Origin of the sequence: Alkalinema pantanalense CENA528 (assembly GCF_050753345.1) — a bacterium.
Lineage (GTDB): Bacteria > Cyanobacteriota > Cyanobacteriia > Leptolyngbyales > Leptolyngbyaceae > Alkalinema > Alkalinema pantanalense.
Map to the genome: position 1 here is coordinate 93,036 of NZ_JBLZFX010000006.1, position 21,169 is coordinate 114,204.

The following is a 21,169-nucleotide window of genomic DNA, read 5'->3' on the forward strand; positions in this document are numbered from 1 at the left end:
TGGAGCGATCGTTAGCTTCCCGCTGGAAGTCGGTTGCAAGCTAAGGGGGTTTTCTTGAGATGTTTCGGAAACCCAGTTGCAATCCTGTCCACTCACCTCAAGGTTTATTTTTTGGTTTATTTCCAAATCGATTCGCGCTGAATTCAGCCATCCACCAGAAGTGAACGATCCTCGGAGGGGCTGATCGACGCCAAATTTGAGGAAGTTGAATGTCAAAGCAAATTGTTATTGCAGAACAACACCGCATTGCGGCTGTTTTCGCAGAAGATCAGATTCAAGAACTAATCGTTGCAACGGGAACCCATCAGGTCAGTGATATTTATCTCGGCATTGTTGAAAATGTCCTTCCCGGCATTGATGCAGCCTTTGTCAATATTGGGGATTCTGAACGAAATGGGTTTATCCATGTCAGCGATCTAGGTCCCCTACGGCTCAAGCGATCGGCGGGGTCAATCACAGAGTTACTGGCACCGCAGCAAAAAGTACTAGTGCAGGTAATGAAAGAACCGACGGGCAGTAAAGGTCCTCGGCTCACGGGAAATGTTTCCCTTCCCGGTCGCTATTTGGTTTTGATGCCCAATGGACGGGGAGTGAACCTGTCCCGCCGCATTACCAATGAGAATGAACGCAATCGTTTACGTGCCCTAGCGATTTTGATTAAACCCGCTGGCATGGGAATGGTGGTACGCACCGAAGCCGACGGCGTACCGGAAGAAGCCATCATTGAAGATTTGGAAATGCTGCAACGGCAGTGGGAAAACGTCTTGCAGGAAGCTACGTCTACCCGTGCTCCAGCTTTGCTGAACCGAGATGATGACTTTGTACAACGGGTTTTACGGGATGTCTATAGCGGCGATGTCAACCGCATCGTTGTGGACTCGGTTCCCGGCCTGAAACGGGTTAAGCAACACTTGACCAATTGGGGGGGCGGTAAACTCCCCCAAGGCGTGTTGATTGATCAGCACCGCGATCGGGGGTCGATTCTGGAATATTTCCGGGTGAATGCGGCCATCCGCGAAGCCATGAAACCTCGCGTGGATCTGCCTTCCGGGGGCTACATCATTATTGAAAAAACCGAAGCGTTAACCGTTATCGATGTCAACTCCGGTTCCTTCACCCGATCGGCAACGGCCCGCGAAACCGTCCTCTGGACCAACTGCGAAGCAGCAACAGAAATTGCTCGTCAGCTACGCCTACGAAATATTGCAGGGGTAATTGTGGTGGATTTCATCGATATGGAATCCCGTCGCGACCAGTTGCAAGTGCTGGAACACTTTAATAAAGCTCTCCGGGCTGATAAGGCGAAACCCCAAATTGCTCAATTAACAGAACTAGGCTTGGTTGAGTTAACGCGTAAGCGCCAAGGGAAAAATATTTACGAACTCTTCGGTCAACCCTGTCATACCTGTGCTGGATTGGGGCTAACGGCTCAGCTACCAGGTGAAGGGGTGTCTGCGATCGATCTAGCCGCTGTGGAACGTCTAGCTGCGACAGAGCCCCGCGATCGTATCGATCGTGGGAGCGAAACCCGTCGGGCCGAGTCTCGTCGCGAGCCCCAGCCAAGCTACGAAGCTCCCCGTCCTAACTTTGACGAATTTGAGACTGAATCCAACGAAGGGGATTTAGAGCTACTGCACCATCCCAGCTACCAAGAACGGGGTCGGAGCCGTCGCCGTCGCCGTCGTCCAGGAGACCCCTTTGTCAAAGAGACCTTTAGCAAAGAACCCTTCAGCAAAGAACCGTCACCTAAAGACTCTCTAGCGACAAAAGCTACACCTTGGGAAGAATCCAGTCGTTACCCGATCGGAACTGGATCACCCATGCCATCTCTCGCCCGAGGCAATGGAAGCCCTGTCCCTGTAGAAGAATCTCCCGTTCGAGAAGCTCGTCCGGAGCGCGGAGAACGTCCGGAGCGAGAAGAACGTCGCAGTCGCAGTCGCCGCGATCGTTTCCCGACTGAACCCCCAGAAATTGTGCATGTGGAAATGACCGAAGAGGAACAGGAAGTTTATGCTTTGATGGGAGTGTCTCCCCTCATCCTCTCGCCTCAGGAGGTTAAAAACCCGAAAGCAGCTCTAATTTCTGTTTTTTTGCCGGGAGAAGCGCCCCCTGTACCCGAAACTTTCGCTACCCCGATCAGTGATTACGAAGAAGGAGAGGAGTTGGAGGTTGCCACTGCAAAATTTGCGGCAAGTTCGATGACAGCTCTAGAGGAAAGCAGCGAAGATGAATCATTTGCCAGTGATTCTGGATTCTCTAGACCTTCGCGTGCTCCCATGGAGGAACCCAGCAATTTTGAACAAGGTTCTGACGATCGTAGTTCTGATAACGACGGTCGAATCCGCCGCCGCCGCCGCCGTTCCTCAGCAGTCTTAGAAGAAGATTAATTGATATCCGGGCTTTACCATTGCCAAGAGCTTTGGTTTTCCAAGCTTTTTCAGGGAATCTTTCTCAGGCAATATTGGGTTAAATTGAGTTGAACTAAGTGACACTTCTACTCCGTGGAAGTGTCACTTAACCTATGGGCTTAAAATACAAAAACGCTAAACCGTGTAATCACATTTTGCATCATGTCTTGCATAACAGCGCAAAGGTATCAGCACAAAGGTATCAGCACAAAGGCGGTACGGAACCTTTCGATGGGCAATATCGCAATAGCAACACTTCAATCACGGCCTTTCGATAACAGTATTTCAACCATTATTTTGATCGCTAATATTTAATCGCTAACCTCAGTGAGTATTTATACTCAGTCAGCATTTATTAGATGGCGTTGAATGGAAAGCTGGAGGAGAATCTAGATGGTACAGGATCCAACGCTAACCATAGAGCAGGGCTTTTGGACAACAGGATTACTGCGCGTTGCAGGAGTTGATGAAGCAGGCTTAGGGTGCTTAGCAGGGCCGATCGTTGCAGCAGCCATCATTTTGCCGCCAGGAGTGACCCCGATTCCAGGGGTGCGCGATTCTAAACAAGTCTCTGCGGCCAAACGGATTCAGTTGTTACCCCACATCCAAGCTCAAGCAATCGCTTTGGGAGTGGGCATGGCCTCGGTGGAAGAGGTTGATCAATGGAACGTTTTACGGGCATCCTACCTAGCCATGCAACGGGCACTGTCGCGGGTTGCGCCCGTGGAACATGCTTTGATTGATGGACGAGAAATCCACCGGGCCGATCTCGGCAATGTAACCACCATCATCCATGGAGATGCTCTTTCTTACAGCATTGCCTGTGCCTCGATCGTAGCAAAGGTACGACGTGACCGGCTCATGCAACGTCTGGCACAACGTTATCCCGGCTATGGCTGGGAACAAAATGCTGGGTATGGAACCAAGCACCATCGAGAGGCACTACAAACCTTGGGGATTACACCTTGGCACCGCAAAAGCTATGCTCCTGTGCAGGCAGCAATGCAGAATAGGTCGATCCAGACTAGCTTGATATAGACTGTCAAGGAATATAGACTGTCAAGGATTCCTTATTGCCGCCCTCTGTTTATCAGCGCTAGTTCAGCCTGTTGGTGGATTGCCCAGTCTTGATAATCTTGTAAGAGCTGCATCATAAGACGTTGCTTTACCGTTAGTAGAATACTATTTAACAAAGCAGTTCCCGTTGCTTCAATGAGGGATTTCGGCATCAGCTTAAAGGGCATCGGCAGATCCACACCCACCATCAAATCTGCTTGACCTTTCAATACAGTTTCTCCCTGCATCACGACCGGGTAGAGTTCTCCTTCCAAACTGAACTGAAAACGATCGCGAAAGAGTTCCAAGCCTTGCAATTCACATCGAGATGAACTGATCGTGACATGTCCTTGATCGGTCGTAATGACTCGTAGATCCACCACGGGCTTCAACTTCAGGTTCATAAAATTCAACGGAGCCACCCGAAATTGGTAGTACTCATCGTCAAATTGGGTTACACGATCGGGCGTGGCGAGGGAGTAGACTAAACGCTGAGATTGGCGAAGATAGGAGTGAATCGGAATGGGTTGACTGGGAACGCGAAGATCAATGGTTTGAGAGGAGGCGAAGCAAGTATCCATAGACAAAAATGGAGGAAGGGAACCAGAGATTTACGGATTTTCAAGTTGCACTTAATTCAATTTTAGAAAATGAAACCGCTTTCTCAGGATTTTCACTGAAGTATAGGATAGTCAGGTACCCCATCTGGATTACCTTCATAAATTGCAGTTTTTCTTAAATTGCAGGTTTACCGATCCACTGCCTTCCACTGACCCACAGTTTTGGCTGACCAACGCCTTTAGCTGACCTCAGAAATTCTCTTAACTATCAATTAATAATATGCAAGTCACGATTGGCCACCTTGGCCCTACGGGCACCTATGCTGAAATGGCAGCCCTAACCTTTCAAACCTGGCTCCAAGAAGACCGTAGTCAAGCTTCTGTTTTAGCGGCCTATCCCACGATCGCCCAAACCCTCCAAGCCGTAGCCCAGAACCAAGTCGATTTGGCGATCGTTCCCGTCGAAAATTCGGTGGAAGGCGGTGTCACGATGACAATGGATACCCTATGGCAGCTTGATCAGTTACAAATTCAGCATGCCTTGACCATTCCTATCCACCATGCGCTGATTTCCTGTGCCCAGCAGATCGGTGAAATTCAGACTGTCTATTCCCATCCTCAAGCCCTAGCCCAATGCCAACACTGGTTAGCCACCCATCTCCCCCAAGCCCAAGCTCAAGCGACTAACTCCACAACCGAAGCCTTAACGACCCTCAGCCAAAAGCCAACGATCGGCGCGATCGCCTCCCAACGCGCTGCGGCACTCTACAAGCTGCCAATTTTAGCCTGTCCTATCAATGACTACCCAGATAATCAAACTCGATTTCTAGTCCTCAGTCGCGAAGACTCTCCTGGAGGAACTTATACCTCCTTAGCATTTAGCATTGCCGCTAATCGGCCGGGGAGCCTGCTCAAAATGCTACAAATTTTTGCCGATCGAGAAATCAACCTCAGCCGCATTGAATCACGCCCCAGTAAGCGATCGATGGGGGATTATCTGTTTTTCCTCGACCTAGAAGCCGATGCGAGAGATCCCATCACAAAAGCCGCTTTGCGGGCACTCATGGCCCAAGCTGAGACCGTCAAACTGTTTGGCAGCTATGACCTCAAAAATTATACGGAAGCCTCTAAATGATCTCCTAACCATAGGGCAAATGCTTGCTGGCTATGGCTTGCACAGGCTTCTATCGCTAATACTTAGAATCATACTAATTTGGGAAATCGCCCCCCAAAGTATCTTTCAAAACGGTTCTTGCCGCCAGATGTTTGCGCGTCGAGGCTAAAATTTCGATTTCCCGTTCTAACCGGGCTGCTGTGTTTTGAATTTCTAAGAGCCCCTGTTGTTCCTCTGGCACCCCCCGCAGATTACTCGCTACCCAATAGGACAACTCGATCGGAGTTGTAGGTAGGTCATCCGGCAAGTCCATCGTTTCTCCAGTCAATTTACCCGATAGACGAACAACATCCCGCAAAAGTTGATCCACTTCTTGGGTTAAAGGCCGCAAATCCTGTTGGGTCGGTTCATCTTCTAACCATTCCACCAGACCAACACGATAAGGTTTTTCGCGAACATAGTCCAAGACTCGAAATCGTTGCTGGCCTAAGGTCAAGATTTCCATGCGATCGTCAGGGAGACGATAAAACTGAACGATTTCTGCGCAACAACCCACTAATGCAGGCTCACCCTTGACCTGATCCCACATCAACACCCCAAATTGCCGATCGGTTTCAAGAATCGTATTCATCATGATGCGATAGCGAAACTCAAAAATATGCAGCGGGAGTGGCCGTCCCGGAAAAAGCACTAGTCCCGGCAATGGAAAAAGAGGGAGTTCACGAACCGCGATCGAAGAGAAAGCCATGGGAATTGATAGGGATGATGAGAAACGTTTCTTACTTTTCTTAATGTATCCGATTGAGTTACTCAGTCATGTAAGGATGACCAAACATCGACCGAAAATGCACAAAAAACGGTTCTTACTCCACTTGAGTAAGAGCCGTTTTGCAAACCATGATTTTCAAATCATGAATCCGTCAATTGAGATATTAAAGCTTAACTTCAATATCAACCCCTGCGGGCAAATCTAATTTCATCAACGCATCAATCGTCTTAGACGAAGGTTGGTAAATATCAATGATGCGACGGTGGGTACGCGTTTCAAAATGCTCACGGGAGTCCTTATCTACGTGGGGAGAGCGAAGGACACAATAAATCCGGCGCTTAGTCGGGAGGGGAATGGGGCCGATCGCAGTTGCATTAGTGCGATTCGCAGTATCTACAATTTTTTCGCAGGAGGTATCCAGAAGACGGCGATCAAATGCCTTGAGACGAATCCGGATTTTTTGCTGTTGAATCGTTGCCATTAAAAATGCCTGTCTATATTGTCAAGGTTCAGATCACATTCAGCGCTGAAATAACAAAACTGGTGATCAATGCTAAGGTCAACGCTGAGAACAAGAAGGAAAATCACCAAGAATGAATCACAGAAATCACTGGGGGAAATTTATCAATTTCCCCCAGTGACCCTAAGTCATTCTACTTGAGGATTTTGGATACAACACCTGCACCAACGGTACGTCCACCCTCACGGATAGCAAAGCGCATCCCTTGCTCAATGGCGATCGGGTTGATCAATTCCACGGTCATCTTGATCCGGTCACCAGGCATCACCATTTCCGCAGTAGTACCATCGTCAGCGGTGAACGCATTGATTGTACCGGTCACGTCGGTTGTCCGCACATAGAACTGAGGACGATAACCAGGGAAGAACGGCGTATGACGACCACCTTCTTCCTTCTTGAGGATGTAAACCTCGGATTCGAACTGGGTGTGAGGGGTGATAGAACCGGGCTTAGCCAATACCATCCCACGCTCGATATCTTCTTTCTTGATACCGCGCAGCAACAGACCCGCGTTATCCCCAGCTTGACCTTCTTCCAGTTGTTTCCGGAACATTTCAATCCCGGTAACAGTGGTCTTCCGGGTATCACGGATTCCAACGATTTCGATTTCCTCGGAAACCTTAATCATGCCCCGCTCAATCCGACCAGTAGCAACCGTCCCACGACCAGAGATAGAGAATACGTCTTCCACAGCCATCAAGAAGGGCTTGTCCACTTCCCGCTCAGGGGTGGGAACGTAGTCATCCACGGAATCCATCAGGTCGTAGATCTTGTCAACCCACTCATTTTCACCCCGCTGGGTTTTGGGGTTAGCCTGCATTTGCTCCAGAGCCTTCAGAGCAGAACCCGCTGTGATAGGAATATCATCACCAGGGAAGTCGTAGGAGCTGAGCAGTTCACGAACTTCCAGTTCCACCAGTTCCAGCAGTTCGTCATCGTCTACCATGTCCTTCTTATTGAGGAACACGACCAGACGAGGAACACCCACCTGACGAGCCAACAGAATGTGCTCACGGGTTTGAGGCATAGGGCCATCTGCTGCAGAGCACACCAGAATCGCACCATCCATCTGAGCAGCACCCGTGATCATATTCTTCACGTAGTCTGCGTGACCGGGGCAATCCACGTGAGCATAGTGACGGCTTGCAGTCTCGTACTCCACGTGAGCAGTATTGATGGTGATACCACGAGCCTTTTCTTCGGGGGCTGCGTCGATTTCATCATACTTCTTAGCAGCAGCTTGACCCAGAGCAGCCAAGGTCGAGGTGATTGCTGCGGTCAGGGTGGTTTTACCATGGTCAACGTGACCGATGGTACCAATGTTGACGTGGGGTTTAGACCGTGTAAACTTTTCGCGTGCCATTTTCTACAGTTCCTCTTGCAAATTATGCGTTCCCTTTGTTCTTCGCAATGATGGCCTCAGCCACGTTCCGAGGCACTTCCTCGTAGTTGCTGAATTCCATTGTAAAGGTACCTCGACCTTGCGTCATAGACCGGATGTCTGTCGCATACCCAAACATCTCAGCCAATGGAACCTTGGTCACTACCTTTGCAGTGCCCCGTTCCACACCCTGGGCTTCAATGTGACCGCGACGGGAAATCAAGTTCCCCATCACAGTACCCAGGTATTCTTCCGGTGCCTCGACCTCAACTTTCATCACAGGTTCGAGGAGAACCGGAGAAGCTTTCATCACGGCTTCCTTGATTGCCATGGAACCAGCAATCTTGAAGGCCATTTCCGAAGAGTCAACGTCGTGGTAGGAGCCATCGACCAACGTTGCTCTCACATCAATCAGGGGATAGCCCGCGAGAATACCTGATTCACAGGCTTCTTTCATGCCCGCTTCCGCAGGATTGACATATTCTTTAGGCACTGTACCGCCGACGATTTTCGAGACAAACTCAAAGCCGCAGCCTACTTCACCCGGTTCAAGTTCGATCACAACGTGACCGTATTGCCCCTTACCACCGGACTGACGGATAAATTTGCCTTCCGCACGAACTTGCTTCCGGATCGTTTCTCGGTAAGCCACCTGAGGTGCTCCAACATTGGCTTCCACTTTGAATTCCCGCATCATGCGATCGACGAGAATTTCTAAGTGCAGCTCACCCATCCCTGCAATCACAGTTTGGTTTGTTTCAGAGTCAATACTCACCCGGAAGGTGGGGTCTTCCTCAGAAAGAGCCTTGAGCGCCTTGGAAAGTTTTTCCATATCACTCTTGGTTTTCGGCTCTACCGCTACCGAGATAACTGGCTCAGGAATAAACAAGGATTCCAGAACAATATTATCGCCTTCGGGAGCTAACGTATCACCAGTCAAGGTATCGGACAAACCGGGAATTGCACCCAAGTCACCAGCACGAAGCTCATCTACGTCAATTCGCTCATCTGCCTTCAGGACGATGAGACGGGAAACACGCTCCTTCTTACCTTTGCTGGTGTTGTAGATGTAGCTGCCTTTGCTAAGGACACCAGAGTATACCCGCACAAAGGTCAAACGACCTACAAACTTATCAGTCATTACCTTGAAGGCAAGCGCAGCTAGCGGTTGATCATCTCTAGCAGGACGCTCAGCCACAGAACCATCGGGCAAGGTTCCTTGGATAGCTGCTACATCGATCGGAGCAGGCATGTAATCCACGACTGCATCCAGCAATTGCTGCACACCTTTGTTCTTGAAGGCAGAACCACAGAACATCGGAACCATAGAGCCATCCAGCACGCCTTGACGAACGGCTGATTGGATTTCTTCAACGGAGAAGTCTTCACCCGCGAAGTATTTCTCCATCAGATCTTCGCTCGTTTCGGCGACAGCTTCAATCAGCTGCACACGGAACTCTTCAGCTCGATCCTTCAGATCATCCGGCACATCGGTGACTTCGATTTCCTTACCCAAGTCATCTTTGTGGATGTATGCCTTCATACGCACCAAATCCACGATGCCTTTGAAGTTATCTTCAGCCCCGATCGGAATCTGCATGGGGATTGCATTTGCCCCTAGCCGATCCTTGATCTGACCGTAGACTTTGTAGAAGTCAGCCCCGGTTCGATCCATTTTGTTGACGAACACAATCCGGGGAACGTTGTAACGGTTGGCTTGTTTCCACACCGTCTCAGACTGGGGTTGAACACCGCCAACGGAGCAGAAAACTGCAATCACACCATCAAGAACCCGCATAGAACGTTCAACTTCGATCGTGAAGTCTACGTGCCCAGGGGTATCGATAATGTTGATCTTGTGTTCTAGTGCACCTTCAGCTGGCTTATTCGGTTGCTCTGGATCGCGCCGAGTCCACTGGGTACTGATTGCAGCCGCAGTAATGGTAATACCGCGCTCTTTCTCCTGCTCCATCCAGTCAGTGGTGGCAGCACCATCGTGCACTTCGCCAATTTTGTGAACCACACCGGAATAGAACAGAATCCGTTCCGTTGTGGTGGTCTTGCCCGCGTCAATATGGGCAGCAATTCCGATGTTTCGTACTCTCTCGAGCGGAACGGTACGAGCCACGGTTACCTCCTCGATCGTTGGATAGGGATAGCGTCAGGGAAGACGCTGTAAAGATTCTATACGTTTTAATACCGATAGTGTGCGAAGGCTTTGTTCGCTTCAGCCATCCGGTGGGTTTCTTCCCGCTTCCGGATTGCGCTACCGGTTTGATTAGCCGCATCCATCAGTTCATTGGCGAATTTGCTCGCCATGGACTTGCCTGCCCGTTGCCGCGAAAATTGGATCAACCAACGCAAAGCCAAGGCAATTCCCCGATCGGTTCGCACTTCCATGGGCACCTGATAGGTAGCACCACCCACCCGTCGAGCTTTGACTTCGACCAAAGGAGTCGCATTCTTGACTGCCTTCTCAAAAACTTCCATGGGGTCAGCCCCAGTGCGTTCCTTAATGATGTCGAAGGCTTGGTAGATAATGCGGTTCGCCAAAGACTTCTTACCGCTCCGCATAATGCGACGGGAAGTCATGGTGACCAGGCGAGAATTATAGACAGGATCAGGGGGAATCGGACGCTTTTTGATTTCCGTACGACGAGACATAAAAATCCTTCCAGAGTTGAGAAATGGAGTCTGAAGGCTGACCTAGAAACCATCAGCCCAGACATAGTGAAAAGCCAGGTGTTCCCAACCCAAGGATGGCTTCGGAATCCAGCATCAATCCCTTCGTGAAACCAAAATCCTCTAGGGTCAACCTAGCGAACCAATCCCATCTGACTTGTGATTGGAACTAGTGAAATTCAAGAGAAGCGTCCGCAACTCATGGGAAACCCCCAGACACTCCTCTTACTAAAACTTAACAATGCGACTTATTTAGCAGCAGCCTTAGGACGCTTTGCACCGTATTTGGAGCGACCCTGCTTGCGATCTTTCACACCAGCAGTATCCAAGGTGCCACGAATAATATGGTAGCGAACTCCAGGCAGATCCTTCACACGACCACCTCGGATCATGACGACTGAGTGCTCTTGGAGGTTGTGACCAATTCCTGGAATATAAGCGGTCACCTCAAATCCTGAGGTTAACCGTACACGAGCAACTTTCCGCAGAGCCGAATTCGGTTTCTTAGGGGTTGTTGTGTAGACACGAGTACAAACCCCACGACGTTGAGGACAAGCCTTGAGCGCCGGGGATTTGGTTTTCTTACGAGCGCGATTACGCTCATCCCGAATGAGTTGCTGGATTGTGGGCATCTTATTGCCTGTAAATTTTTGCTTGTTCCAACTTTCAACAAATATTAAAGGTACCAAGGTTTGATGAACCCTGTCAAACTTTTCTTGATCATTTTTTCAAGGGAAAAAGTTAAGGGCGAACTTTTTAGGATCCGCATCTTTTTCTATGATAGTTGATCGACTGCAAATGAAAATCCACAGCCGCAGACAGCCGTTGCGATCGGGTTATCAAAATGGAAATTCCCCCCCATTAAGTCTTCTGCGTAGTCGATCGTCAGCGATTCCAGGTAAGACAATTGAGATGCCGCTACCACAACAGTAATATTTGAACAGGGGAACTCGACGTCATCGGATTCTCGGTGGTTGCACCAAGCGAGGCGATAGATCCAGCCATTACAGCCACCGGCCTCGGCAGTAATGCGCAGGTAACTTGCAGTAGGAAATTGTCGTTGTCGAATGCGCTTGACTTCAGCCAACGCCGCTGCGCTCAAATGAATCATAGAATACCGATGGGAATGAAATCACTATTGCCATCCTAGTATGGAGCAACCCTGCAGCACTACACCCATGCAGCCGTAGGCTGTTTCGGACGCTTGCCAAGCGAATGAACTAACGTTCTAGGCTAAAAGATTTCCAAGCAACCAAAACGCCAGGGAAGCGCGTCTTGTAAGATACTTCCCTGGCGTTAAATCATTGAAATTATTGTAGGCAGGCCACCAGCGATAGCTAGGTAATGATAGGCCGCTGGTGCGATCGGTGATCAGGTTTAGACCAACCAATCTACGGTGTAGTGCACTCAGGGTTAGCGATCGGGAGTAGCGCGGGCGTAATCATCCTGGAAACGCACGATATCATCTTCACCTAGGTATTCTCCATTTTGGACTTCGATCAATACCAGGGAAATCACACCAGGATTTTCGAGGCGGTGGGGGGTACATTGAGGCACATAGGTGGATTGGTTGGAACTCAGCGTCAGTTCTTCCTCCCCACAGGTAACTTTCGCGGTGCCTGCCACTACAATCCAGTGCTCACTACGGTGGTGATGCATTTGTAGGCTGAGGCGGTGTCCTGGCTTGACTTCGATCCGCTTAATTTTATAGCCACGGCCTTCTTCTAGAATGGTGAACGATCCCCAGGGACGGAGTTCAGTCGCCGCAATACCTTTTAGATTATTGGTAGACAGCGCCAGCGCGGGAACCTGAGTCATTTCTTGAGGTTGAGCCACTATAATTCCACTCCTTAGAATCAATAACTCGTAAAATTTGTAACTGTAAAAATTCAAACCTTGCTTCGTTTCCCAGGGGGGTGTCACCGAATTTAGGTCATCGAATCAGTGACGAAACTGATTCACCGAGGAAATCGTTGAGGGAGATCTGCATACAGGATGAAACTAACCTGAGTTGGCAGTGTTTCACGAATTTAGTATTACAGTCTAAAAACTTCTGCTCTCTCACCCTAACAAACCCATTTCTGTGCGACTAGGGGGAAGTGAGTAATTTCACTGAATTTCACCAACTCTTCACGGTGATAGGAAATCAGCTTCAAGGGGGCTTAATGGGATTACCTCTGTTGGTAAGAACCTCCAGTCAGACTGAGTAGGAACTGCCAACTCAGTCATAGAGGCAAAGACAAGCATGACATTGGATTATTTCCTAGCTATCCCTCATGAGTTTTCTCACATCCGCGACAGTACAGAAATCATGGAGAACGCTGAACTCTGGCCCTATCACCGGTGCAATTCTGGTGCAGCCTGAGTGCATCTACTGGAATTGCAATTACTGGCATTGCAATTACAAATGACTGGATTAGGGTTGGAGAAAAATTCCGATCGCTTCATGGACACGAGCGGAACTGCGGGGCGGACGATCGAGAATTTGCCCACCCAGATACAGCGTCGTCGAACTCCCGCCATCGAGATTCAGCGCATCAACCACCCCTAACTGCTGCATAATGCTGGCCATTTCCCCCAAACTAGGCCCACTACCACCTTCACGGTTGTGGACAGACACTAGCAGAATTTTGCCATCGGGAAGCTGCCCAATCGCACTCCGCGCCGCCCGTTCTTGGGCAAAGGCCAGACTGAATTGCTCAGCCGTCGCATCAAGAACCACTTGACGATTTTTAACGAGCAGAGGGCCGCCACCGACCATGTGGGGATAGGTTTCCAAGCCGGGGATCGATTCTACCCGATCAAGTTGGACTGTCGTGCCTGGGATGAACTGATTCGCAGCCGTCCGGTTCGATCGAAACACCAAGAGATAGGCCGAACCCGTTGGAATCGACACCGTTTCTCCCGCCTTACCAGCGTTTTTTTGTTCCGTTACCTGGTTATTTTGCACCGTGACCAGAATCTCGTTATCCGACAGAGTGCTGTAGGTACTGCCCCACTCCGCGTTGTAGCGGGCAATCCCAGCTTGCACGTAGGCACTGTTGAAATAGGTTAGGGGGAAGCGTTGCCCGTTGGACAGAATGGCCGTTTCCTTAAGGCTGTAGCGATCGAAGCGAAATTGCCCCTGCTCATTCCAAGCGACCACGCCCCGATTCAAAATCGGCCCCGATCGCCATTGTCCGTTTAGGCGAATCGCCCCCAACGGCAACTGGTTGAGGCGATTAAAGAATCCACCATTAATGGCTCCGCTGGCCTGCGACTGTTGGGCCGTTTGCAGCAGACTAGCCGTTCCAGCAATCGTCGGAAAATTCGGCAGAACCGGCAACAACCGCACCCCCGTCTGTTTTGGATCAACTTCTAACGCGATCACCGGAAAACGAGTTGTCCCTAGCATTAACGCCTGTTGTCGCCACCGTAACCCCTTGCCCCAAGCAATATCCAGGGGCTGGAGAGGAAAGGCTCCAATATCAATCACTAAGCGGTTGGGATTACTTAGAGTGAACAGAGAGGGACGTTGAGTAATGGGCACCCCGAGGCGCAGGGTTGTCCGATCACCTGCCGTTTCAACTTTGAGGGACTTGATGGCTCCGGTTGTGGTGGGCTTAAACCGTTGGATCAAGGCTGCATCAGCTTTGGCTTCTAAAGTAATCAACAATTCCTGACTTTGGGCATCGACTTGATAGGGCGTCGGACGATCGAGGTCTACCACCACCCGATCGCCCCAAGGTTGTTTGCCTTGCCGCAGGTTGACTAAAGAGGCATTCGGGGTTTTCAGTTCGAGCATGTCGCCCTTGGCTTGAACTTGCCAACCAAGCTGGTTTGCCAAAGCAGTGATCTCTAAGTATCGGATCGGAGGGGCTAAGCGAACCGCTAACGGCTCTGGTGGCTGTTGAGGATTGGTGAACCAGTCGATCGGCTGCTGAGCGAGATTTTCGGTACTGAGCAGACGTAACCCTAGCAATTGCATTAAGGCAGCTTCGGATAGGGCAATGCGATTCCCGGTGGTTGTTTGCCATTGGCCCCAAGCAGCATTAAAGGTACGACCATTCAACACAATTTGTCGACCTTGCATCCAAGTTTTAGCCGCCGAGGAAAGAATTGCAGGGCCATTGGGAGGAGGTGCGGAGGGCGGTTGTTCTAAACTCAAGGGCTTGGGTGGTACCGCAAGCGATGGGAAGGCCGTTCCCAAGAGACCCATGATTACCATTGCGCCACTCCCTCCGAAGAGGAGAGCTTTTCTCGACTGTTCCCGGTTCAAGCTCATCACCATACTCCTTGCCAATCCAGTCACTTGAGGTTTTTGAGAACCAGACACACCATCCATACCAGACACACCATCCCTACCAACTATCACGACCGTTCTCCCTCCAGTCACACCCTTGCTGCCACGCTTTTCAACGCTACACTCAAAAAAACATTGTGAAAAATATCTTTCACACCTTTGTCCCCCGATGTGCATCACCATGGGCTCCATGGCGAAACCCATCTTGGGCTCACGATCGAACTAGACGACATACGCGATCGGGGCAAAGGATATTGGACGCAATAAGCACATTGGACACAAGTGAAAATATATATATTGAAAAAATATATTTAGTCTGGAAACCAGCATGTCTTCTACCCTTCCTACAAACTAGCTTCCTAGGATTGTCAGAGAGTGATTTATTTTATAAAATGCTCTACTCTGACTCCTTAAGATGAGGGTATGAAAATTCATCTTCTTGGGTCTGAGATGGATTTCACCTCAACTTTCACCCAACAGCCCCAATTGTGCTAGGCCAAGGGTTGGGGGGATGATGGTGTGGGCTAAAAGTGAGTAACTTGAGCCCTGTATCTCCATGTCTTAATTTAGTTGTGGGTAGCCTAACTGTTAGGTGTTTCCAAAGTGACCCCATTAAGGTCTAGGAGCATCTTCAGTTGGGTGATAGCTTCAGGATGATTCTGTTTTATAGAAACTAGTTTTATAGAGGCTAGATAAAACAAGGCTGTTCCCAAAAATTGGGGTTGGAAACCTTTGTGTATGAACTGTGCATAGATATAAACATGCACAGATTTGCCAGAGAGCCAGAGGATTTAGCGATTCGATCGCAACGATCTAAAACGATCTAGAAAGTTGCGACTGCTCAGTCTGTTTTGGCTGCGAAATCATCCTGAAGTCCTGACCGGGCTGAAGTTTCCCTATCAGCCTAACCATTACCTGCCAAACACCTCTCTAGCTAGCGTGCAGCCTGTTCTTCCACCAAGAAGGACGGTTGGCTATCGTGTCAGCAGACAGGAGATGGCATCTTAACGACACCCTTACAAGATCCCTGTCAACCTTTTATAGCCCTAGTTTCATTCAGAATGCAGTCTATTCTGGATTTCTTGTCTAGGAATATAAAAGCCTAATCCTTACTCTTCGGTGAAATGAACGAAATGAGCCATGTCATGGGTAACGCAAGTTCAAAATTGAATGCTCCACTGGATTTATCTCCAAGTGGATATAAAGGCCAACGCTGGCTGGTGGAAGAACGGGATGCCTGTGGCGTTGGCTTCATTACCGATCGTCAGGGTCGGAGCAGTCATGATCTGGTGCAGAAATCTTTGATTGCCCTAGACTGTATGGAACATCGCGGCGGATGCAGCGCCGATCAGGACTCCGGCGATGGAGCAGGGGTGATGACTAGCATGCCCTGGGAATTGCTCAACCAGTGGAGTGTGGCATCCGGTAAAGACTCCCTAACGATTCAAAATACGGGCGTCGGTATGGTATTTCTGCCCCAGGATGCCGCCCAAGCTGCGCAGGCTCGCCAGATCACTGAGCAAGTGGTGGCCGAGGAAGGATTAACCCTAGTGGGATGGCGATTGGTGCCTGTGAAGCCGGACGTGCTCGGCATTCAAGCACGGGACAACCAACCCCAGATCGAACAGGTGATTGTCTCCGCCAGTCAAACAGGCGATGACCTAGAGCAGGTGCTGTACCTCTGCCGCAAACGCATTGAAAAACAAGCCAAGGCCGTCGGCTTGACGGAACTCTATTTCTGTTCCTTCTCCAACCGCCGCATTATCTACAAAGGCATGGTGCGATCGGCGGTTTTGGGCGAGTTTTACCAGGATTTAGCCAATCCAACCTACACTGCAACGTTTGCCGTCTATCACCGCCGCTTCAGCACCAACACCCTACCCAAGTGGCCGTTGGCGCAACCCATGCGCTTAGTGGGCCACAATGGCGAAATTAACACCCTCCTGGGCAACATCAACTGGATGATGGCACGGGAAGCGGATCTCAACCATGACACTTGGGGCGATCGCATGGCCGATCTCAAACCGATCGTCGATCCAAACAACAGCGACTCCGCCACCTTGGATAACGTGCTGGAACTGATGGTGCGCTGTGGCCGCAGCCCCATGGAAGCCCTGATGGTGATGGTGCCGGAAGCCTTCCGCAACCAGCCGGATCTGCTGGAGCATCCTGAAATTACGGACTTTTACGAATACTACAGCGGCGTTCAGGAAGCCTGGGATGGCCCTGCGTTGCTGGTGTTCAGCGATGGTAAAAAAGTCGGCGCAACCCTCGATCGCAACGGTTTACGACCGGCCCGTTATGCCATTACCCGCGACGGCTACATTGTGGTGGCCTCGGAAGCTGGAGTTGTTGATCTACCGGAAGCCGACATCATCGAGAAAGGTCGCCTCGGCCCCGGTGAAATGATTGCCGTGGATCTGGAAACCCAGGAAATTCTGAAGAACTGGGAATTGAAGCAGCGAGTCGCTAGTGAACGTCCCTACGGCGAATGGCTGAGGCAAAATCGCAAGACACTCCAACTGGAACCTTTCGCAGACAGTCGCACCTACGAAGCGGCTGACCTCCTCCGTCTACAAACCGCCTTTGGTTACACGGCAGAAGATGTAGACATGATCATCAATGAAATGGGAGCCCAGGGCAAGGAACCCACCTTCTGCATGGGGGATGATGCGCCGTTGGCAGTGCTGTCATCTAAACCTCGCTTGCTGTACGACTATTTCAAACAGCGGTTTGCCCAGGTGACCAACCCGGCGATCGACCCCCTGCGGGAAAACCTGGTCATGTCCCTCTCCATGAGTTTAGGTGGACGGCACAATTTGCTGGAAGCGACGCCCGATCATGCCAAGCTACTGTTCCTGGAAACCCCGGTGCTGGGCGATGCAGAGTTACAAGGCGTCCGTCAATCCGGCTTCCAAACCGCCACCTTATCCACGCTGTATAGCATCACCGACGGCCCAGCCGGACTGAAGCAAGCGGTGGCAGACCTCTGTCAACAGGCAGCGGAAGCGGTGCAAGCGGGGGCAGAAATCCTCATCCTCAGCGATCGGGCTAATCTTCAAGGCCAAACGGCACAGTTGAACGCGGAAACCAGCTATATTCCGCCCATGTTAGCCGTGGGAGCCGTACACCACCATTTGATTCGCCAAGGGTTACGGATGAAAGCCTCCTTGGTAGCCGATACCGCCCAGGCTTGGAGCACCCACCACTTTGCCTGCTTGGTGGGCTATGGAGCCAGTGCCGTTTGTCCCTACCTGGCCCTGGAAGCAGTACGCCACTGGTGGCATGATGGCAAGACCCAAAAATTGATGGAAACGGGCAAGCTGAAGGCTGTGAGTCTGATCGGTGCCCAGGCCAACTTCCGCAAAGCCTTGCAGGATGGTCTGTTCAAAATTCTCTCGAAGATGGGCATCTCCCTCTTAGCCAGCTACCACGGAGCACAAATCTTCGAAGCGATCGGGATTGGCGGCGACCTACTGAATACGGCGTTCTACGGTACCGCATCCCGGCTGGGCGGTCTGACCTTGGCGGATTTGGCCAACGAAACGCTATCCTTCCACAGCAAAGCTTTCCCTGAACTGAGCGGCAAGAAACTGGAAAACTATGGCTTTGTGCAGTACCGTCCCGGTGGCGAGTACCACATGAACAGCCCGGAAATGGCCAAGTATCTCCACAAGGCAGTCGATCAGAAGAGCTACGACCACTACGCCCTGTACCAGAAGTACCTGGAAGAGCGGCCTTTGACGGCTTTACGGGATTTACTGGACTTCACCAGCGATCGCGCCCCGATCGACATCAGCGAAGTCGAGTCAGCAGCGGATATCTGCCATCGCTTTGCCACCGGGGGAATGTCCCTGGGTGCCCTGTCGCGGGAAGCCCATGAAGTGTTGGCGATCGCCATGAACCGTCTTGGAGCCAAGTCCAACTCCGGCGAGGGCGGCGAAGATGTCGTGCGCTTTAAGGTGCTGGATGACGTGGTGGATGGCGTTTCGCCTACCTTCCCCTACCTGAAGGGACTGCGCAATGGAGACACTGCCTGTTCCGCCATCAAGCAAGTGGCGTCGGGTCGCTTTGGCGTCACCCCAGAGTACTTGATGAGTGCCAAGCAAATCGAAATCAAGCTGGCCCAAGGGGCAAAACCCGGTGAAGGCGGACAACTCCCCGGCCCCAAGGTCAGCCCCTACATCGCCATGCTGCGCCGATCGAAGCCCGGTGTGACGCTGATTTCCCCACCCCCGCACCATGACATTTATTCGATCGAAGATTTGGCGCAATTGATTTATGACCTGCACCAGATCAACCCGTTGGCTCAGGTTTCCGTCAAACTAGTGGCGGAAGTGGGCATCGGCACGATCGCTGCTGGGGTAGCCAAGGCCAACGCGGATATTATCCAAATTTCCGGGCACGACGGCGGTACAGGCGCGTCTCCGCTCAGTTCGATCAAGCACGCGGGTAGTCCCTGGGAATTGGGCCTAACGGAAGTGCACCGCACCCTGATGGACAATCAACTGCGCGATCGCGTTCTGCTGCGGGTCGATGGCGGCATCAAAACGGGTTGGGATGTCGTCATGGCAGCCCTCATGGGCGGCGAAGAGTTCGGCTTCGGCTCGATCGCGATGATTGCAGAAGGCTGCATCATGGCGCGGATCTGCCACACCAACAACTGCCCCGTCGGCGTCGCCAGCCAGAAGGAAGAACTCCGCAAGCGCTTTACTGGCCTACCGGAGCATGTGGTCAACTTCTTTGTCTTTGTGGCGGAGGAAGTACGTTCCCTCTTGGCACGGCTCGGTTACCGCAAGCTGGAAGACATCATCGGGCGGGCGGATCTGTTAAAGGTGCGGGAAGGTGCGCAAATCGCCAAAACCCAAGCCTTAGATCTCTCCTTCCTGACCAACTTGCCCGATACCCGCAGCGATCGCACCTGGTTGCAGCACGCCGAAGTTCATAGCAACGGCCCGGTGCTGGATGATGACATTCTGGCGGATGCTGACCTGCAAGCCGCGATCGCAAACCAGGGTTCAGTAACCAAACAATTTAAGGCCATCAATACCGATCGCACGATCGCGACTCGTGTTGCAGGTGTGATTGCCAAGCACTACGGCAACAACGGTTTTGGCGGACAGATTAATCTCCACTTCACCGGATCGGTGGGCCAGAGTTTTGGGGCCTTTAACCTGCCCTGCATGACGCTGCGCCTAGACGGGGAAGCCAATGACTACGTGGGCAAGGGGATGCATGGTGGAGAAATCATCATCCATCCTCCCGCAGCCGCCACCTTCGACCCCGCAGAGAGCGTCATCATCGGTAACACCTGCCTCTATGGCGCGACAGGGGGCACCCTGTTTGCCAATGGCCGCGCTGGGGAACGGTTTGCGGTGCGGAACTCGGCGGCTCAAGCGGTGGTGGAAGGCACAGGCGACCACTGCTGCGAGTACATGACCGGCGGCACGATCGTGGTGCTGGGTAAAGTGGGTCGCAACGTTGGCGCGGGGATGACCGGCGGTTTAGCCTACTTCCTAGATGAAGATGGCAGCTTCCAAGCGAAGGTCAATCCGGAAATCGTCAGTGTGCAACGGGTGGTCAGCTCAGCGGGTGAAGCCCAGTTGAAGGATCTGATCCAAGCCCACGCCGATCGCACAGGCAGTCCCAAGGCGAAAGCCATTCTGGCGAACTGGTCAGCCTATTTGCCCAAGTTCTGGCAAGTGGTGCCTCCCTCGGAGAAGGACACAGCAGAAGCCAATGCAGGTACTGAGAAAGTTGCGAGTTCGGTATAGTCCTCACCGTCTAATCGCTCTATCCATCCATTAACGGATAACGCCATCCCTCAAAAAAGCCATTAGGCTAGAGGGATGGCGCTTTTTTATTCGTCGCTTTCACGCCCGTTGATTTCTCTATGGTTCAGTCTCCATCCAAGTCCATCACCTTAGCGGAATTTCTGAAGCTGCCAGAAACCAAACCTGCCAGCGAATACATTGATGGACAAGTGCTGCAAAAACCCATGCCGCAAGGAAAACACAGCGTCATTCAGACCGAGTTATCTACGATCGTCAACAGTAGTCTCAAACCCCAGCGAGTGGGCCGAGCCTTTTCAGAGTTACGCTGCACCTTTGGGGGTCGATCGAACGTGCCCGATGTCTCTGTGTTCGCTTGGGCAAGAATTCCACGGGATCCAACTGGGGAAATTGCCAATGCTTTCGCGATCGCGCCGGACTGGACGATCGAAATTCTTTCCCCAGACCAGAGTCAAACCAAGGTCACTAAAAATATTAGACCTCCTGCATGAATAGTGGAGTGATGTGCCAGTTAGAGCAGGAGGTAGGAGAATAAGAATGTTGCCCTCAACATTTCTGTGGAGAGAAGATGAGCTACCAAGACCTTGAGTCGCTGTCGGATGGTG

At 51.3% G+C, this 21,169-nt stretch carries 15 protein-coding genes; 5 read left to right on the forward strand and 10 right to left on the reverse strand.

Going from position 1 to position 21,169, the window contains the following annotated elements:
* The first annotated feature begins 209 nt into the window (after positions 1-209).
* Both rne and ACN4EG_RS03795 read left to right on the forward strand, forming a co-directional pair.
* A complete protein-coding gene (gene rne / locus ACN4EG_RS03790; RefSeq protein ID WP_431627854.1) occupies positions 210-2,387 on the forward strand; it encodes a ribonuclease E in 2,178 nt (725 codons plus the stop codon).
* Between the two features lie 414 nt (positions 2,388-2,801).
* On the forward strand, positions 2,802-3,446 hold the full coding sequence (locus tag ACN4EG_RS03795; protein ID WP_431627856.1) for a ribonuclease HII: 645 nt from the start codon (positions 2,802-2,804) through the stop codon (positions 3,444-3,446).
* A 32-nt stretch (positions 3,447-3,478) separates the two neighbouring features.
* Here the strand turns inward: ACN4EG_RS03795 and ACN4EG_RS03800 are convergent, their stop codons facing one another.
* Positions 3,479-4,045: a DUF1997 domain-containing protein gene (locus tag ACN4EG_RS03800; RefSeq protein ID WP_431627857.1), complete on the reverse strand. Its 567-nt coding sequence runs from the start codon at positions 4,043-4,045 to the stop codon at positions 3,479-3,481.
* A 259-nt stretch (positions 4,046-4,304) separates the two neighbouring features.
* On the opposite strand from ACN4EG_RS03800, the gene pheA reads away from it, so the two are divergent.
* On the forward strand, positions 4,305-5,159 hold the full coding sequence (gene pheA / locus ACN4EG_RS03805) for a prephenate dehydratase (protein WP_431627858.1): 855 nt from the start codon (positions 4,305-4,307) through the stop codon (positions 5,157-5,159).
* A gap of 73 nt (positions 5,160-5,232) precedes the next feature.
* On the opposite strand, the gene ACN4EG_RS03810 is transcribed toward pheA, so the two are convergent.
* From ACN4EG_RS03810 to ACN4EG_RS03850, 9 genes are all read right to left on the reverse strand, one after another.
* On the reverse strand, positions 5,233-5,886 hold the full coding sequence (locus tag ACN4EG_RS03810) for an LON peptidase substrate-binding domain-containing protein (RefSeq protein ID WP_431627859.1): 654 nt from the start codon (positions 5,884-5,886) through the stop codon (positions 5,233-5,235).
* A 184-nt stretch (positions 5,887-6,070) separates the two neighbouring features.
* Entirely contained in the window at positions 6,071-6,388 is a 318-nt protein-coding gene (gene rpsJ / locus ACN4EG_RS03815) for a 30S ribosomal protein S10 (RefSeq protein WP_018399487.1), read from the reverse strand.
* A gap of 172 nt (positions 6,389-6,560) precedes the next feature.
* Positions 6,561-7,790: an elongation factor Tu gene (gene tuf / locus ACN4EG_RS03820; protein ID WP_431627861.1), complete on the reverse strand. Its 1,230-nt coding sequence runs from the start codon at positions 7,788-7,790 to the stop codon at positions 6,561-6,563.
* Between the two features lie 22 nt (positions 7,791-7,812).
* On the reverse strand, positions 7,813-9,936 hold the full coding sequence (gene fusA, locus ACN4EG_RS03825; RefSeq protein WP_431627862.1) for an elongation factor G: 2,124 nt from the start codon (positions 9,934-9,936) through the stop codon (positions 7,813-7,815).
* 65 nt (positions 9,937-10,001) lie between these two features.
* Positions 10,002-10,472 (reverse strand): 30S ribosomal protein S7, encoded by a 471-nt coding sequence (gene rpsG / locus ACN4EG_RS03830; RefSeq protein ID WP_431627863.1) that lies wholly within the window; start codon positions 10,470-10,472, stop codon positions 10,002-10,004.
* Between the two features lie 266 nt (positions 10,473-10,738).
* Entirely contained in the window at positions 10,739-11,122 is a 384-nt protein-coding gene (gene rpsL / locus ACN4EG_RS03835) for a 30S ribosomal protein S12 (RefSeq protein WP_190575024.1), read from the reverse strand.
* A gap of 143 nt (positions 11,123-11,265) precedes the next feature.
* Complete coding sequence (locus tag ACN4EG_RS03840) at positions 11,266-11,601, reverse strand: HesB/IscA family protein (protein WP_431627864.1); 336 nt, start codon at positions 11,599-11,601, stop codon at positions 11,266-11,268.
* Between the two features lie 302 nt (positions 11,602-11,903).
* A complete protein-coding gene (locus ACN4EG_RS03845) occupies positions 11,904-12,326 on the reverse strand; it encodes a phosphomannose isomerase type II C-terminal cupin domain (RefSeq protein WP_431627865.1) in 423 nt (140 codons plus the stop codon).
* Positions 12,327-12,906: 580 nt separating this feature from the next.
* A complete protein-coding gene (locus ACN4EG_RS03850) occupies positions 12,907-14,844 on the reverse strand; it encodes a phosphodiester glycosidase family protein (RefSeq protein WP_431627866.1) in 1,938 nt (645 codons plus the stop codon).
* Between the two features lie 1,073 nt (positions 14,845-15,917).
* Between ACN4EG_RS03850 and gltB the strand changes: the two genes are divergently transcribed.
* Both gltB and ACN4EG_RS03860 read left to right on the forward strand, forming a co-directional pair.
* Entirely contained in the window at positions 15,918-20,546 is a 4,629-nt protein-coding gene (gltB, locus tag ACN4EG_RS03855; RefSeq protein WP_431627867.1) for a glutamate synthase large subunit, read from the forward strand.
* 119 nt (positions 20,547-20,665) lie between these two features.
* Positions 20,666-21,055, forward strand: a complete 390-nt coding sequence (locus ACN4EG_RS03860; RefSeq protein WP_431627868.1) for a Uma2 family endonuclease — start codon at positions 20,666-20,668, stop codon at positions 21,053-21,055.
* Positions 21,056-21,169: the final 114 nt, after the last annotated feature.

Coding starts and splice junctions, on each gene's coding strand:
- rne (WP_431627854.1), top strand. CDS start 210: ATGTCAAAGCAAATTGTTATTGCAGAACAACACCGCATTGCGGCTGTT.
- ACN4EG_RS03795 (WP_431627856.1), top strand. CDS start 2,802: ATGGTACAGGATCCAACGCTAACCATAGAGCAGGGCTTTTGGACAACA.
- ACN4EG_RS03800 (WP_431627857.1), bottom strand. CDS start 4,045: ATGGATACTTGCTTCGCCTCCTCTCAAACCATTGATCTTCGCGTTCCC.
- pheA (WP_431627858.1), top strand. CDS start 4,305: ATGCAAGTCACGATTGGCCACCTTGGCCCTACGGGCACCTATGCTGAA.
- ACN4EG_RS03810 (WP_431627859.1), bottom strand. CDS start 5,886: ATGGCTTTCTCTTCGATCGCGGTTCGTGAACTCCCTCTTTTTCCATTG.
- rpsJ (WP_018399487.1), bottom strand. CDS start 6,388: ATGGCAACGATTCAACAGCAAAAAATCCGGATTCGTCTCAAGGCATTT.
- tuf (WP_431627861.1), bottom strand. CDS start 7,790: ATGGCACGCGAAAAGTTTACACGGTCTAAACCCCACGTCAACATTGGT.
- rpsG (WP_431627863.1), bottom strand. CDS start 10,472: ATGTCTCGTCGTACGGAAATCAAAAAGCGTCCGATTCCCCCTGATCCT.
- rpsL (WP_190575024.1), bottom strand. CDS start 11,122: ATGCCCACAATCCAGCAACTCATTCGGGATGAGCGTAATCGCGCTCGT.
- ACN4EG_RS03840 (WP_431627864.1), bottom strand. CDS start 11,601: ATGATTCATTTGAGCGCAGCGGCGTTGGCTGAAGTCAAGCGCATTCGA.
- gltB (WP_431627867.1), top strand. CDS start 15,918: ATGGGTAACGCAAGTTCAAAATTGAATGCTCCACTGGATTTATCTCCA.
- ACN4EG_RS03860 (WP_431627868.1), top strand. CDS start 20,666: ATGGTTCAGTCTCCATCCAAGTCCATCACCTTAGCGGAATTTCTGAAG.